This is a genomic window from Cohnella lupini, from assembly GCF_003386205.1.
In the GTDB taxonomy this organism is placed as follows: Bacteria; Bacillota; Bacilli; order Paenibacillales; family Paenibacillaceae; genus Cohnella; species Cohnella lupini.
This window is the reverse complement of sequence record NZ_QRDY01000026.1, coordinates 23,183-38,399: the sequence shown is the minus strand read 5'-3', so window position 1 is coordinate 38,399 and position 15,217 is coordinate 23,183. Positions and strand designations below refer to the sequence as shown.

The following is a 15,217-nucleotide window of genomic DNA, read 5'->3' as shown; positions in this document are numbered from 1 at the left end:
AGAACGTCGCGAGAGTTTCACCTCTCTCGCGACGTTCTTTTCTATGTACGCTAGCCTTAGAACACCCTATTAAACCTCGCTCCATCCTTCTGTCTACCTATGATGATATTTTCTTCTCCTCAAGGGCAGCAATCGACGATCGATTGTCCCAAGAACGAAGCAACGCGGCAAGCTCCGCCCATGTGACATTCCGATCCGGCTGCGGCGCAGGGAACGGCAGCAGTTGCTGCTCTTGCAACCACTTCATTTGCTCGACGCCATATGCCGATCCTTTCGGCCCTCTGTTCCTTCCTCTTGCCGTATCGAATTGGCCGCGATCCTGTTCCTCCCCGCTCGAACGATTCATGTCCACCTCCCCCTCCCCTTTCCACTCCGTCATGCTCCTCCATAACGAGACGATGTCTTGACCGTATCGATGATATCCTGGGCCTGCCCATTTGCCGTTCAAATCTTCCCAGCAGTGCACAGAGCCCTGCCAACCCGAGCGTTCGATGAGCGCCGTTTGAATCTTGGCTTTAACTAGCGTTTCCGGTAGGGGCAAATCGCTGGCAAGCGAATATAAAATCTGCATATGCGCTTCTATTGTCGCCTCCTCCATCCACTGAGCCAACGTAATGGGCCACCAATACGGTCCCGAGATCGGCTTCGTCCAGCCTCTCGTCTCGTACACGACCTGGCAATAGGCCACGTCCCCCCTGATTCCGTACCTGTTCCCCCATTTTAAGTACAGCTCCGCGACGTCAGGTGCGTTCGGGTTTCGTCTGCTTACGTAGGCTCGCATCCTTTCCGCCGAGCAGCACTCCTCTCCCAGCAGGGAAAGCTTGCCCGTAGGCTCCAGTTCGGGATGTCCGCGAAACACGGTGCCGACCTTTTCCATTATCCATGCTCCTTCCCTTCCGACTGCGCGTTGGGTTTGTCCAACTCCTTCTCTATACTCTATTCAGCAATTCACCGAGTTTGACCTTATTTACCAACCTGATACAATTAAATAGAGTTGTACCCACATGAAAATTTAAAATGTGCATAAATCTGTGGGTAACTAGGTAGTTATCCACAGATTTATGCACAGCATGTTAACAACGAATACACGTTCGCTGGTAGGGAGTAGGGAATATGACAGTTGCGGATGATGAAATGTGGATGAAAGAAGCCATTCGGCAAGCACGTCTGGCCGAAAATTTAGGGGAAGTACCCATTGGCGCGGTCATCGTACGAGAAGGGGTAATCGTAGGATCCGGATACAATCTGCGGGAAAGAGATCATGATCCGACGGCGCATGCCGAGTTGATCGCCATCCGGCAAGCAAGCTTAAATCTACAGGCTTGGCGCCTGCTTGGCTGTACGTTATATGTAACTCTAGAACCCTGTCCGATGTGCGCCGGTGCCATACTCCAATCGCGCGTCGAGCGCGTTGTCTACGGAGCTTCCGATCCAAAAGCAGGCTGCGTGGGAACGTTGATGGATTTGCTGCAAGACTCTCGTTTTAACCATGTGTCGCCTTGGACATCAGGAGTGCTTCACGAGGAGTGTTCGGCTTTGTTGACCGATTTCTTCCGTCGACTGCGAAGCCGATAATATTGTTACGTTGCAAACATTGCCCATCTTACGATATTCCGCTTCATCCTTGCGCAATCGTTGAAGCTGAATGATTAAGCGATCCGCTTCTTCACTAACCGCAACGATCTCTGGATCGGTCAAGCTGCCTATGTCGCTAGCCATTTCGCATAGACGGCTTTGCAGCAATTGGAGGCGTCTAATGAGGTGTGAGGTCTCCAAGTGAGTCATCTGACCGCTCCTTCTTTTATTTTAATCGTCAAGCGTTGCCATTCATCGATAGGAAATTTGAACTAAAATTATTATAGGACAAATTTATCCATATTTTTGTAGAAATGTGTCGAGGTTTTTACTGCATTTCTAATTTATTTTCCGACAAAGTTAGGTCGTTAATACTATGACAATAGTCGTATTCTGCATGTAAAAAGGACAAAGGAGGGACTCTATACCTTGAACAGTCGCATTTTATTGGTCGAGGACGATGAATCCCTTCATCGCGGGATCCAGTTTACTCTGCAGCAGGAAGGCTTCGAGGTTATTGGAGCTCATCGCTTGGCAGAAGCCAGAATCCTGCTACAAGAGCACGTTGTACAGCTCATCCTGCTCGACGTGCAGCTTCCTGACGGAAACGGATTCGACTTCTGTACCGAAATTCGCAGGCATTCCGATACTCCGATTATCTTCCTGACCGCAAGCGACCAAGAATTCGACATTGTCCGCGGTTTGGACCTCGGCGGTGACGATTATATTACGAAACCATTCCGGTTAAGGGAGTTCCTGTCGCGTGTTCAAGCCGTGCTTCGCCGACGTTCTCCCCTCGTCGCAGAGGAGAAAGCATCCATCGTAACCTCTGGAAATCTCTTGCTGAATATCGGAGAAATGAGACTGGAGAACAACGGACGGGACGTACCCCTTAGCATCACGGAATTTAGGTTGCTCGCCTTGTTCATGACCCATCCCCGTTCCGTGTTATCCAAGGATCAGATCATTCAGCATGTCTGGCCGGACGGAGCCGAAGTGCTGGATGACAATACGGTTGCCGTTAATATTCGCCGGCTGCGAGAGAAGATCGAGGATAATCCACAGACTCCGCAATTCATTGTCACCGTCAGGGGAGCCGGATACCGATGGAACGGATAGAAAAGAGTAAACTCGGAATGGCTAGACTGTGGCGTGACCCCTACATAAAGAAGCTTGTCCTCCTCCTAGTCGCAGCTATTTTCGTCGCGATCGCGTTACTCTGGATTTACGGCTTATATTCCACCGAGCGATTAAAGCAATCGTGGCTTGATAAGGAATCCGCGATGATCGGTAGCATTGCCTCCACCCGGCCGGAATTAGCCAATGAATGGGTTCGCCTTTTGTCCGATTCAGGGCAACCAACGGTGCAGGAACTGGAGTCGGGCAGGAAGCTATTGGAGGAATACGGTATAACCTCGGAGCTTGAAGCCCGCTGGCTACCCGCGATCGAACACTATCGATCCCATACGTTATGGACATTAATCAGCGGTACGGTTTTAGGATTCGCGATTCTAGCCTATTTCTTGCTTCGGCATGCCAGACGGCAACTCTTCGACATCCGAAACCTGGCGGTCGCTTTGGACGATACGGTCAAACATAATCAACCGATGAAATTCAGAATCTACGGTGAGGGGGAACTCGGCTTACTCGCGAATGGCGTCCAAGAGCTTTCCTTAAGGCTTAAGGAAACCATTGGACAGCTTAACCAAGACAAGGACTTCATGAAAGAGACGGTCGCGGACATCTCCCATCAATTAAAAACGCCGCTTGCTTCCCTTATGATCTACATTGATCTCTTGCGGGAAGGAAATATCGATTCGCAGCATTCGAAGGAATTCTTGGATACATGCAAGCGTGAATTGGATCGGATGGAGTGGTTGACCCTTACCCTTCTGAAGATCGCCAGACTGGAAGCCGACGCGCTCGAAATGAGCCTGAAAAGCGCCTCTCTCTTGGCGACCGTCACAAGCGCGATCGAAACGATACAACGCTTGGCCGCAGAGAAAGGAATCACGATTGAGATCGAGCATTCCGACGAGAGTCTTAGCTTGTATCAAGATTCTCATTGGCTCGCCGAAGCGATCGCGAACGTGCTAAAGAACGCCGTAGAGCATAGTCCGGAGAAAAGCCGGATTACGGTGACTTGGGAGCGGACTCCCGTGTTCATACGCTTGCGTATCATCGATCGGGGGTTCGGAATAGAAGAGCAGCATCTTCCTCATATTTTCAAAAAATTTTATCGGGTTTCCGGCGGCGGCCATGGCGTCGGGCTTGGCTTGCCATTGTCCAAATCCATTGTCGAAAGGCACGGCGGCATGCTCACCGCAGCACCCAATCCGAAGGGCGGTACTATCATGACCATGACGCTGCCCCTAAACCCACTGCCGATTGAATCTCCCCTTACGAATCTGTAAGCTTCCGCCCCCCTTGCCCGTAAGATTGCCGCGATATACTGGATTCGTAGCTAGGAGAATTGCCGGGGCTCGCACGGCCGGCAAATTCGAATCCCATATTCGGAGGATGAACAATCGATGAACGTAATATCCGTAGATGGATTAAGTAAATCATATGGCAAGGGCGGCACTCGGGTCGACGCTTTGAAGGACGTTTCCTTCTCGATTAAGCAAGGGGAATTCGTAGCCGTGGTCGGGGCAAGCGGCTCGGGGAAAAGTACGCTGCTTCATATGCTTGGAGGATTGGATAGACCGACTAACGGATATGTCCACATAGACGGGGAGGATCTTTATGGCCTCAAAGAGAAGGAACGGGCAGTCTTTCGCCGTCGCAAAATCGGCTTTATTTTCCAATCGTATAACTTAATACCCGTTCTGAACGTTGAAGAGAACATTCAACTGCCGCTTCTCCTCGATCATCGCCAGCCCGACAAGGTGTTCGTCAACGATCTTATCCACACGCTCGGACTTCAAGATCGCCGCAAGCATTTGCCTTCCGAGCTATCAGGGGGACAACAACAGAGAGTGGCTATAGGGCGTGCCCTGGCTTATCGTCCCGCCATCGTACTGGCGGATGAGCCGACCGGTAACCTTGATACCCGGAACGGGCAGGAAGTCATCGAGCTGCTGAAGCTTGCCGTAAGGCAGTACCACCAAACGGTTGTCGTGATCACCCACGACATGAACGTCGCCGCGGAGGCTGACCGCGTCCTGACTTTGCAGGACGGCCTGCTCATTAGCGATTCGAGCAGCGTCGGGAGAAGCCTATGAAAAGCTATGGCGCAATGGCGGGACGATATCTGAAGCAACAACGAAGGAAATCTATTTTAACCATCGTCGGTATCCTGCTATCCGTGGCTTTGATCAGCGCACTGGGAACGATGGGACAGGCGTTAAAGGACAATGTCATTCTTAACGCCAAATATAACGACGGCTCCTTCTATTTCGGTTATACCGAGTCCAGTCCCGATCTCTACGCGAAGCTGGAGAAGCACATCCTTGTCGATCAATTAGGCATCTACCGCAAGGGCGGCGAAATTCCGCTGCAGGACGATTATTCCATTACGATCGATAAGACGGACAAAGACGGATTTCGGCTTCTCCCCATTCACCTTCAGGATGGGCGGATGCCTACGGCCAAGGACGAGATTGTCGTCGAGCAGTGGATACTCGATCGGCTTCCGGGTACCCCCAAGCTGAACGGAGTAGCGGAATTGAAGGATACGGACGGAACTACGCGCTCCTATCGGATCGTAGGCGTTCTGAACAATCAACAGACAAGCCAAACCAACGGTTCGTCCAAGGCGTACGCGTTCTCCGATTCGTCCGATATCGCGTTGGATTCCGGTACGCAATTGCTTCTCACCCTGAAGCCGGGGGTCGATATTAACCAACAAATCGAAAGCTTCAAGAAGCTTAATCCAAGCTTCTTTACTAACGATGATCTGTTGATTTTTATGGGAGAGTCGGGCGACAGCCGATTAAACAGCACGCTTATGATTATATTCAGTACGTTAGTCGGACTTGTAGTTCTCTCGACCGTAGCCGTCATATACAACGCCTTTCACATAGCCGTTCTCGAGAGAATCAGACAGTTCGGTCTGCTGCGAACGATCGGCGCCTCGCCGGGTCAAATCCGCAGCATCGTGTTTCGCGAAGCAACCGTACTGTCCGCTATCGGCGTGCCGCTCGGCTTGTTAGTCGGATGGTTCGGCTTATGGTTCACGCTATCGATTATGACCCAAAACGGGATGAAAATCATGACGATGGACTCATTCGAGCTAACATTCCACTGGTGGATCATGGGCGGAAGCTTCATCATCGGATTCGCCGCCGTATATCTAGCGGCTTGGCTCCCGGCCCGTAAAGCTTCCAGCGTATCGCCGGTCGAAGCCGTTAAAGGCGCCGGCAGCATTGTAAGAGAGTCCTTTAGACACGTTCGTACTCCATCGCTCCTTAGCCTAATGGGCATTGAAGGTCGGATGGCCTCGAATAACATTCGCCGGAATCGGGCTAAGTTCCGGATTACGACCTTCTCTATCGTCATCAGCGTCACTCTGTTTGTCGTATTTCATTATTTTACCCAGCAATCCTTGACTATGACGACAACGACGAACGAAAATGACCGTCTCGCGTTTCAATTGCTATCCAACTCCTCCATTGAGGAAGACGGTAGTTCTCCGCAATTATCCGATGTCGTCTCGGACAATGTAATGCGGCAGCTTGGAGAGCTTCCAGGGGTATACAGGGTTTATGGAAATTATCAGAAGCTTAACTATCAAGTCTTAGTGCCCGACGAGAAATTGAATAAGGATTACGTGCAGAAGACGGGCAATTCATTCGAACGGATTAACGATAGGAATACGGTTTACTCCGATATGTATTTGTACGATACGGCAAGGCTTAAGGAAGCGGCCAAATACCTGCAGTCGGGCACCGTAGACCCCATGAAGCTAGCCGAAGGCGATGGAGTGATCCTCGTGCAGACGGTCAAACCGATGACGGTAGACGATAAAAGAGAACTTATGCCTATTACTCGCTACAAGGTCGGTGACAAGCTGACCGTCATGGGCGAATACTCCGCATCGCCAACGGCTCGACAGCTTCGCGAGGTTACGGTTGCCGGAATACTCAAGCAATCTCCATTCGAATCGCCTTATCAAGAAAATACTTTGGTTGTAATCGCTACGAAACCGACCTTCGCCAAGCTCGTGACCGCCGATTCGCAATCCGTTTATACGAAAGCTTACGGAACCGCGAGACTTGGACTGGATATCGCGATCGAGGATGGTGCGAATTCAGGCCCGATAAAACAAGAGCTCGAACAGATCGCCCGAACAATACCCGGTAGTCGTCTCGTGGATATTGCGGCAGAACAGAAGGAAACTCGCAATTACAATCTCCAGATGAAGATCTTCGTCTACAGCTTCTTATCCATCATTGGCGTAATCGGAAGCTTGAATATTATCAACACGGTTCAGACCAACCTACTCCTTAGACGCAAAGAGATCGGCTTACTGCAGGCCGTGGGCATGACTATGGGACAGATACGGCGGATGGCCTCTGCGGAGGGCGTATGGTTCGGGGTCATCGGAAGCTTCTGGGGTATCCTACTCGGCCTTGGGCTAAGCTACTTTCTGTACAAACGGTTAAATTACGTACGGGGGTTTCCTTTCGATTTCCCGTGGGAGGCATCGCTGATCGCTTGCGGTATTGCTATGCTTGTCGGGCTGCTTTCCGTGCAAACGCCGCTAAGACGGATGGCAAAGGCGAATTTGCTCGAGGAATTGCGGGAAGAAGCTTAAACAAGGAGAGCGCCTGACGGCGTTCAAGGAAACAGTGGTCGTAGTCCGTTATCCTACGTGCCATAGTCGGAAAATCCGACTATGGCGCGGCATCGCGTGGGTTTGGGTTTGTTATGGTCGGATCTGCCGACTATGGTGCGGAATCGCGTGGGTTGGGGTTTTTGTTATGGTCGGAATTACCGACTATGGCGCGGCATCGCGTGGGTTTGGGCTTGTTATAGTCGGAATTGCCGACTATGGCAGCGGCATCGCGTGGGTTGGTGCTTGTTATGGTCGGAATTGCCGACTATGGCAGCGGCATCGCGTGGGTTTGGGCTTGTTATAGTCGGAATTGCCGACTATGGCAGCGGCATCGCGTAAGGTCGGGTTTGTTATGGTCGGAAAATCCGACAATGGCGCGGAATCGCTGGGGTTGGGTTTGTATAGTCTAGACGCAAACCGAAAATTAAAGGGAGAAACGCTAGCCGCTTGTCGGCTTGGGGATCTCCCTTCTCGTCGTCTTCATCGCTTCGCGATCGCGCTCGTGCCGCGAATAACCAGCTCCGTCGGCACGATCTCTTCCGGTGGCGGAAGCGCGTCGTCGTTAATGAGCTCGTCGAGAAGCTCTATCGACCTTCGGCCGATCATCGTCATATTCTGGCGAACCGTCGTCAGAGCAGGCCTGATCACGCTCGCGATCTCGATATCGTCGAATCCGATAACCGAGATATCCTCGGGTACGGATAATCCCGCATCATGAATCGCGTCCAAAGCTCCGACGGCGCTTAAGTCCGAACAGCAGATAACGGCCGTCGGAGGCTCCGGGAGAGCTAATAGAGTCTTCATGGCCAGATATCCCGTTTCCCTCGTGAAATCCCCATCCGCGATATAGTCCTCGCGATAAGGAATATTGGCCCGTTCCAGGCCGATCCGATATCCTTGCAGCCGTTGCTTGCTTGCGTACGCCTCTTTGTCGCCGGATAAGAAGGAAATTTTATGATGATGAAGTCCGATTAAATATTGAACGGTTCTCTCCGTTGCCGCTTCGTTATCCGAACTGATGTAGCCGGCGCGTCCTTGCTTAACATCCAGGTCGATGAATACCGTGGGAATGCCGGACCGGATCAGTTCGTCGAAATTCATTTCCTCTCGCTGGAAGCCGAAGACGACGACTCCTTCCGCATTGCGGCTCTGGCAATGACGTACGAAGCTATAATCCTTGCTCCTAGAGAACTGCGCCAAGTAAATTAAGTCATAGCCCTTGGATTTCAAGGCTTGTTCCATCCCGGACAAGATTTGGTTGAAGAACGGATGCGCCAGGCTCGTCGTCAGGAAAATTCCGATCGTCATGGATCGACGTCCGACTAACGAACGCGCCGCGGAATTCGGGTAAAATTGCATGTCCTTAACGAATTGCAGGACTCTCTCTTTGGTATTCTCGTTCACCGTCGTATACCCGTTCAGCACCTTGGATACGGTCGCGACGGAGACTCCGGCCGCTTTGGCGACATCCCTTATTTTCGTAGCCACGTAGCACCCACCCCGCTTGATTGCGCAAATACATTCTGATGTTATCACAATGTTTGGCGGGATTCTATTGTTTGCGCGGCTCTTTGTGTTATAATGAAAACCATTGTGGCTCCGTAGCTCAGCGGATAGAGCGACGGTTTCCTAAACCGCAGGTCACAGGTTCAATTCCTGTCGGGGCCGCCATACTTAAAATGTTGAAGAACCGCGCTGTTGCGCGGTTCTTTTTGTTTTTGGATTCCATCAAAGCGCGAATACGAAGAAGAGGGCTCCGCAGAACCCTCCTCAGCCATTATAAAAAGGAATGGATGCCGCGAAGGCGGAACAGGCCGAGCGTTTGTCCGACCGTCATCGTACCGGCGGGACGGAATGCGTCGCTTAACAGATAGTTCAGGATTTCGCCGAACAAATAGGCGCTCTCGGGGCGTTTCCAATCGTCCGGTTCTCTTAGCGCAAGGCTCGTCACGAACAGTTTCCCGCGCCCGACGTTCGCTTCGAACATATACGTCAGCTTCTTTGCGCGATTGAAATTGTCTATGACTTCAATGATGGGCTCGACGCCCGGGACGGCATCCAGACTGATTGCCGGCGAACCGTTGAACAGATGGTACCATTGCCAATCGGACTTTCCGTCGTGAGGGAACTGACCCAGCGCCGGATGCGGATGGACGATGGCGCCCATCGTGCCGCCGACCTGCTCGGAGAACATTAGGTAATTCCAGAATACCGGCAAGTATTTGGTCGCAACGGCATCGTACGTTTCGCTCCCCCCGGCGAACAGCCAGACATGACCGCCATTCGCCATATACTGGAGCACGTTGGTCGTCAACCGCTCGACGATCGCCAGCTTGACCCCCCGCTCTCGCGGATCAACAAAAGGATCGAAGCGACTGTTCGGCTCGACCGTCGCCCCGTACAATGCGGTCTTCATCGCCGGGACGCCGCTCCACACCGACGAAGCTTGATCGTAACGCCCAACGACCGGGAACGACCAGAAAGTCCACTCGTTACGGATCGACCGCGGACCGGCCGCCAACTCTACGCCGTCCGGATCCTCGAACCACGCCTCTAGCACAATTGCTTGAGCCGTCGCCCCGGCAGGCGCGCAGACGCGGACTGTCCCCGCCTCCTCTACCTCGCCTCTGGCAATACCTTCTAAGCGCAACTCGCCTTCCGCGAGAGTGTCGTACCCGTTTCGCAACCGCCAACCGATACGTCCGGACAGCATGTCCTCCCGGCCGTAATGCGAAACCATCAATCGGATATCCGTCGCTTCTCCGGCGAATAAAGTCCTCCCCTGGCATGACATCAGCAGCACGGTCGGCGCGTTGAAATCGAGCACCCGTTCCGGCGTTATGATTCCCTTGCTGTCCCAGAACACGTCCAGTAAGCCGGTTGTCGCATGGCCTTGCCCGGGGAAATCGCGAATATCCAGCAGCTGTACGCCAGCCGCACCGGGAGTTCGCCGAACCCGCTCCATCGCTTCCTTCAAGGAACGGGTCTGATGCACGCCGGTCGCATCGATCAATTGATCGATGCGTTTGTCCAAGCCTTTTTCCGCCAGCGTCTCTTCGACGGTCTCCAGCCATGTCGGCCTTAGCACGCCGGTATACTTCACCTTCTCCTGCGGACGAACATACATCGAGAACTGCGCATGCTCGTGCCCGATGACCGGCTTGCCGGACAACCGCGTAACGGCCGAGAAATTCCGATTCGTCGCCGGCATAGCAATCTCTTCCGTGCGCAACGGCTTATGCCAGTTAAAGGAATGAATGAAGAAATCCCCTTCGCGGTCTTGCTCCGGCAACTGGCCGAAGCCGGTATTGTCCGTGACAAGCCTTGTCCCATCCAGGCTGCGAGCCAGCCGGACAAGCTCGTTTAACCTTTCGTGGCCGTTGTCCTCGATCAGCTCGTTTCCCATGGAAAACATAACGAAGGAGGGGTGAGCGTTCAACCTCTCGTAGATGCGCAAGAGCTCGGCTTCGAAGAAGGCATCCGCTTCCTTGAGAGGTTGAGCGCCTCGCGGCTGATAGAACGCGGACCAGTGCGGCAGCTCGGTCTGAACGAGCATGCCCGCTTCGTCCGCCGCCTCCCAGAACGGCTCGGGAGCGTTCCAGCCATGCAGCCGGACATGATTGAAGCCATATGACTTTGCAATGCGGAACTGTCTCTCGTAATGATCCTTTTCCCAAACCGGGTATCCGGTAAGCGGGAACACGCAGCAATCGACGTATCCGCGCAGGAACACCGGACGCTCGTTTAGGCATATTTGCTGTCCCGATCCTTCGAACAAGCGAAAGCCGGTTCGACGAACAACGCGGTCGATTATCGCGCTGTCTCGCAGCAATAAGATCTCCGCCTCATACAGCCGCGGATCGTTGTCCGACCACAATACCGGTTCGTCCCCAAGAGCGCAGATCAGACTCCCCGCCCCGTTCGAACAAGGAGTCTCCGTTTCGAAAACATTTCCATCCGGGGACTTGAACCTCACTCGGATCCTATACTCTACTCCGGCAGCCTCCGTTTGCAAGACGTCGCCTACGGCGCTTATCCGACAATGAAAGGCGCGCCCCTTAAGATCGGGCGTTAAGGCGATGCTGCCTATTCGTATGGCGGGAAGCTTCTCCAGACGCGCGCCGCCGGTAATGCCGCCCCAATTGGTGGCCGTATGCCGCGTATGAATATGGCTGTCCTCCAGCGGAAGCAGCATCCGATTGTCCACTCTAACAAGAAACTCGTTATCCCCTTCAATCAGTGCGCCTCCCACATCATGGACGTGAGCGACGGACAAGCTCAACTGCCGTCCGACATGAACCCCGTTCACCCAAACGTCCGTCGACCAGCGCGCGCCCGACAGCACCAATTGCCATTCGTTCGATTCATTGCCAAGCTCTACTCGTACTTCTCTGCGATACCACCCGGCGCCGACATACTCCCGAATCTTGGTCCATGTATCGATCTGCAGCATCGGCGGCTCCTCGCCGAATCCCTGCTCCTCCCAGGACCCGGGCACCCGAATCGCCGCCGTAAAGAGCTCGGCATCCGGCGGCGTATCCGAGAAACGGTCTTCCGGATCCAATACGAATTGCCATTGCCCGTCTAGCATGATTTCCTGTCTTCCCATCTCCGCAACCGTCCTTTCTCGACCTCTAGTCGAAGCAAAGACCGCCCGATCCGGACGGCCTCGCAACCCATCAAATTCAACCTCAACCTTTGACCGCTCCGGCGGTCAGTCCCTTCATGAACGTCCTCGACCCGAGCACGAACAGCAGTAGCACCGGCACTGTCGTCATCGTCAGAGCCGCCATCCGGGCAGCGTAATCGGTCCGATGCACAATGCCGAGGTTCGAAATGAACACGGGTAACGTGTACCATTCCGACTTATTGATCGTAACCAGCGGTAGAAGGTAGTTATTCCACGACCAGAGAAATACTAGGGTCGCTAGCGTAGCCAGACCCGGCTTGACGATCGGCAGCACGATGCGGAAGAAGATTCCGGGCTCGGAGCAGCCGTCGATGCGCGCGCATTCGATCAAGTCGTTCGGAATCGCGTCCCTCATGAACTGGATCATGAAGAAAGCTCCGAACGGGAATGCCCCCCATATGAGGATGACCGGCCATAGCGTGTTGCCTACGCCTATGTTCCTCATTTCGATAATGTACCCGATCAATCCGACCTGCGTCGGCACCATCATCGTGAGTACGACGAACGTTTGCAGCCATCTGCGCCCGTGGAACTCGAACTTCGCCACCGCATAGCCGATCAACGTGCTGGTTAGGGTAGCAAGGACGACGGATGCGACGGATACGATCAAGCTGTTCGAGTATACTCGCCCGAAATCGGCTGCCAATACCGTTCGTAAGTTTGCCATCAAATGATCGCCAGGCCAAATGGGAATGCCCTTGAATAAGTCTTCATTATAGTGAGTGCTCATGACGATCATGATGTAGAAAGGAAACAGCGACAGCAGAGAGACGACGGCCAAGCCGATCCATTTGATCATCTTCATCGTTTGTCCTCCTTAGGCGCCGTTAACCGATAGCTGGCAATGGAGAAGAGCAGGATCAGCAAGAATAGCGAATACGCGATCGCCGAAGCATAGCCGAAACGGGTATTGGAAATGAACGATTCGTCCACGAATTTCCATATAATCGTAAGCGCGGAATTATCCGGACCGCCCACTTGGGCCGACCCCGACCAGCCGCCGTAGAGCAGTTTCGGCTCGTCGAACAATTGAAATCCGCTGATAACGGACGTAACGACAAGGAATACGGTAATGTTACGAAGCAATGGCATCGTAATCGTACGGAAAGTATGCAGTCCCGTGGAGCCGTCCACTTTAGCAGCTTCATAGACGTCTTGCGGTATAATCGTCATTCCGGCCATATAGATGATCATGAAATACCCGAGGTTGCGCCATACGACCATCAAAGCGATTATCGCCCGTGAGCCCCATTCGTCCTGAAGCCAATAGAAACCTTCTTCCAGTATGCCGACCTTCGTCAGGAACAAGTTCACGAGACCGGTCTGCCAATCGAACAGGTAGGAGAAAATGAAGCCGATCGCTACAGGGGTCGTGATGTAAGGCAACACGTTAATCGTCTGGATCAAATTCTTCCCTCGAACGAGATGAAACGTCCAATAAGCGAGCGTGAGACCTAGGATCAAGGTCACCGGAATGAACATGCCCATCATGATCAGCGTATTCCACAACGACTTGATGAAGAGCGGGTCGTTCGTCCATAGCTGGACGTAATTCTTGAAACCGATAAAGCTTCTGTCGCTAATGCCATTCCAATCGTAAAGGCTAAGCACGAACGAATAGATGACAGGGTATAATTGGAAAGCCGCATACGTCAACACAAACGGCAGCGAGAAAAGATAGGGCCACATGCGTGGCCCCCATTTGCGTTTGCGGGATACGGCGGAAGATACGCTCATCTGTTCCGCACCTCGTTTTGCCGTTTATTTTACTTGATGGTCGCGCCGTTCGCCTTGATCTTAGTTTCATCGATGAATTTCTTAAGCGCGGATTCGGCGGTTGCCGATCCATCCTTCGTCCATAGCGGGTACAGCGCGTTAAATACGGAATCCACTACGGAATCGTATTGGGATTGCGGCTCGCCCTGCACCTCGGGCACGATCTCATCCATGAAATAGCTTGCCAAATTCTGGCCGCCGAAGAATTCGTCGTATGGTCCCGGCGCTTCGATAAGCGCTTTCTGAGTTTCGTAGAAAGACTTCGAGCTAGTCATGTTGCCGAACGTCTTGAAGTTATATGCGGAACCTTCGTCCGACAAGTAAGCGTATTGAATGAATGCCCATGCCGCATCTTTCACTTTGCTGTCCTTATAGATACCGACAGCCGTTCCACCGCGCGTGAACCCGCCTTCCGGTGCCTTGACGAGGCCCCAGTGGCCGGAACCGTCCGGATCGTTCGCCGCAATGTGCCACTTAGCGCCCCACGGTGCCATCGGATAGAACATGAACTCTCCCTTAGCCATCGATGAAGACCAGGCAGGCGTCCACAGCTCGTTCTTGCCGAGAATGCCGGCATCTTTCATTTGAAACAGCTTCTGCAGCGGTTTCTGCAGCTTAGTCGTCAGATCGATTTCAGTCCCGTTAACGTAAGAACCGAAGTTCTGACCCTTAAGTGCGAGGAAGGCGTCGCCTAGACCTGGGAACATAAGCACTTTACCGCCGCTCTTGTCCTTTAACTCGGTCCCTTTTGCGATGAAATCGTCCCAAGTGGGAATCATAGCCGCGATCTCGGCCGGATCGTCGGTGCCCCAATATTGCTTAGCCAAGTCTCTGCGATAAGCGAAACCCGCCGGAGTCAGCGACTGATCGACCGCGATTACCTCACCCTTGGAATTGGAAACGTAAGGCAGCACGTAATCGACGATGGTGCTCTTGTCGAAGTTATAAGGCGCCGCTTCGAGATTGTCCAACACATCCAGATCGAACAGCTTACCGCGATAAGCCGATTCGCCGAGAATGACGTCCGGTACGTCGGAACCGGAAGCGATGCCGCTCTGAAGCTTCTGCAAGTAATCGTTCGGGTTGACGACGGTCACTTCAACCTTGATGTTCGGATATTTCTTGTTGAATTCCGCGATCATGCCGGTCTGGAACGCTTCGTCCCAATCCCATACTTTGACGGTGCCGCTCATTTGGGCCGGATCCGCTTCCGCGGAAGATCCCGTCGATGCGGCCGGGCTTCCTTCGGTTGACGAAGACGCGGATGGAGACGCGTTATCGTTATTACCGCCGCATGCCGCAAGCAATCCCGTCAGCATCAGCACGGCCATCAAGCCGGATAAGCCTTTGGCCATTCTCTTTTTTTTCATTTTGTACAATCCCCCCAAGAAGATGAT

General features: G+C 53.0%; 12 protein-coding genes and 1 tRNA gene. 6 read left to right on the top strand and 7 right to left on the bottom strand.

What is annotated here, in order from left to right; all coding sequences use genetic code 11:
• Positions 1 to 97: 97 nt before the first annotated feature.
• Positions 98 to 877 (bottom strand): hypothetical protein, encoded by a 780-nt coding sequence (locus tag DFP95_RS25325; protein WP_115995471.1) that lies wholly within the window; start codon positions 875 to 877, stop codon positions 98 to 100.
• Between the two features lie 236 nt (positions 878 to 1,113).
• Here DFP95_RS25325 and tadA point away from each other — a divergent pair, with 236 nt between their 5' ends.
• Positions 1,114 to 1,575 (top strand): tRNA adenosine(34) deaminase TadA, encoded by a 462-nt coding sequence (gene tadA, locus DFP95_RS25320; protein WP_115995470.1) that lies wholly within the window; start codon positions 1,114 to 1,116, stop codon positions 1,573 to 1,575.
• On the opposite strand, the gene DFP95_RS29940 is transcribed toward tadA, so the two are convergent.
• Entirely contained in the window at positions 1,507 to 1,785 is a 279-nt protein-coding gene (locus DFP95_RS29940) for an aspartyl-phosphate phosphatase Spo0E family protein (RefSeq protein WP_115995469.1), read from the bottom strand. The genes tadA and DFP95_RS29940 overlap by 69 nt on opposite strands.
• Before the next feature lie 219 nt (positions 1,786 to 2,004).
• Here DFP95_RS29940 and DFP95_RS25310 point away from each other — a divergent pair, with 219 nt between their 5' ends.
• The 4 genes from DFP95_RS25310 (at position 2,005) to DFP95_RS25295 (ending at position 7,333) form a co-directional block, all read left to right on the top strand.
• Positions 2,005 to 2,694: a response regulator transcription factor gene (locus tag DFP95_RS25310; protein ID WP_115995468.1), complete on the top strand. Its 690-nt coding sequence runs from the start codon at positions 2,005 to 2,007 to the stop codon at positions 2,692 to 2,694.
• Entirely contained in the window at positions 2,682 to 3,989 is a 1,308-nt protein-coding gene (locus tag DFP95_RS25305; protein ID WP_115995467.1) for a sensor histidine kinase, read from the top strand. Before DFP95_RS25310 ends, DFP95_RS25305 begins: the two co-directional genes overlap by 13 nt.
• Before the next feature lie 117 nt (positions 3,990 to 4,106).
• Positions 4,107 to 4,799, top strand: a complete 693-nt coding sequence (locus tag DFP95_RS25300; RefSeq protein ID WP_115995466.1) for an ABC transporter ATP-binding protein — start codon at positions 4,107 to 4,109, stop codon at positions 4,797 to 4,799.
• Positions 4,796 to 7,333, top strand: coding sequence for an ABC transporter permease (locus tag DFP95_RS25295; protein ID WP_115995465.1), 2,538 nt, complete (start codon positions 4,796 to 4,798; stop codon positions 7,331 to 7,333). The genes DFP95_RS25300 and DFP95_RS25295 overlap by 4 nt, the downstream gene beginning before the upstream one ends.
• 501 nt (positions 7,334 to 7,834) lie before the next feature.
• Here DFP95_RS25295 and DFP95_RS25290 read toward each other — a convergent pair.
• The gene (locus DFP95_RS25290) at positions 7,835 to 8,842 is read right to left on the bottom strand and encodes a LacI family DNA-binding transcriptional regulator (protein ID WP_147304217.1); all 1,008 of its coding nucleotides are present in this window, start codon (positions 8,840 to 8,842) and stop codon (positions 7,835 to 7,837) included.
• Between the two features lie 107 nt (positions 8,843 to 8,949).
• Here DFP95_RS25290 and DFP95_RS25285 point away from each other — a divergent pair.
• Positions 8,950 to 9,025 (top strand) — tRNA-Arg (locus DFP95_RS25285).
• Between the two features lie 106 nt (positions 9,026 to 9,131).
• Here the strand turns inward: DFP95_RS25285 and DFP95_RS25280 are convergent.
• The 4 genes from DFP95_RS25280 to DFP95_RS25265 form a co-directional block, all read right to left on the bottom strand.
• On the bottom strand, positions 9,132 to 11,963 hold the full coding sequence (locus DFP95_RS25280; RefSeq protein WP_115995463.1) for a glycoside hydrolase family 2 protein: 2,832 nt from the start codon (positions 11,961 to 11,963) through the stop codon (positions 9,132 to 9,134).
• Between the two features lie 82 nt (positions 11,964 to 12,045).
• Positions 12,046 to 12,849 (bottom strand): carbohydrate ABC transporter permease, encoded by an 804-nt coding sequence (locus DFP95_RS25275; RefSeq protein WP_115995462.1) that lies wholly within the window; start codon positions 12,847 to 12,849, stop codon positions 12,046 to 12,048.
• Entirely contained in the window at positions 12,846 to 13,781 is a 936-nt protein-coding gene (locus DFP95_RS25270; RefSeq protein WP_115995461.1) for a carbohydrate ABC transporter permease, read from the bottom strand. Before DFP95_RS25270 ends, DFP95_RS25275 begins: the two co-directional genes overlap by 4 nt.
• A gap of 29 nt (positions 13,782 to 13,810) precedes the next feature.
• Positions 13,811 to 15,190, bottom strand: a complete 1,380-nt coding sequence (locus tag DFP95_RS25265) for an ABC transporter substrate-binding protein (protein WP_115995460.1) — start codon at positions 15,188 to 15,190, stop codon at positions 13,811 to 13,813.
• Positions 15,191 to 15,217 lie beyond the last annotated feature (27 nt).

Coding starts and splice junctions, on each gene's coding strand:
- DFP95_RS25305 (WP_115995467.1), top strand. CDS start 2,682: ATGGAACGGATAGAAAAGAGTAAACTCGGAATGGCTAGACTGTGGCGT.
- DFP95_RS25270 (WP_115995461.1), bottom strand. CDS start 13,781: ATGAGCGTATCTTCCGCCGTATCCCGCAAACGCAAATGGGGGCCACGC.
- DFP95_RS25300 (WP_115995466.1), top strand. CDS start 4,107: ATGAACGTAATATCCGTAGATGGATTAAGTAAATCATATGGCAAGGGC.
- DFP95_RS25325 (WP_115995471.1), bottom strand. CDS start 877: ATGGAAAAGGTCGGCACCGTGTTTCGCGGACATCCCGAACTGGAGCCT.
- DFP95_RS25275 (WP_115995462.1), bottom strand. CDS start 12,849: ATGAAGATGATCAAATGGATCGGCTTGGCCGTCGTCTCTCTGCTGTCG.
- DFP95_RS25280 (WP_115995463.1), bottom strand. CDS start 11,963: ATGGGAAGACAGGAAATCATGCTAGACGGGCAATGGCAATTCGTATTG.
- DFP95_RS25295 (WP_115995465.1), top strand. CDS start 4,796: ATGAAAAGCTATGGCGCAATGGCGGGACGATATCTGAAGCAACAACGA.
- DFP95_RS29940 (WP_115995469.1), bottom strand. CDS start 1,785: ATGACTCACTTGGAGACCTCACACCTCATTAGACGCCTCCAATTGCTG.
- tadA (WP_115995470.1), top strand. CDS start 1,114: ATGACAGTTGCGGATGATGAAATGTGGATGAAAGAAGCCATTCGGCAA.
- DFP95_RS25265 (WP_115995460.1), bottom strand. CDS start 15,190: ATGAAAAAAAAGAGAATGGCCAAAGGCTTATCCGGCTTGATGGCCGTG.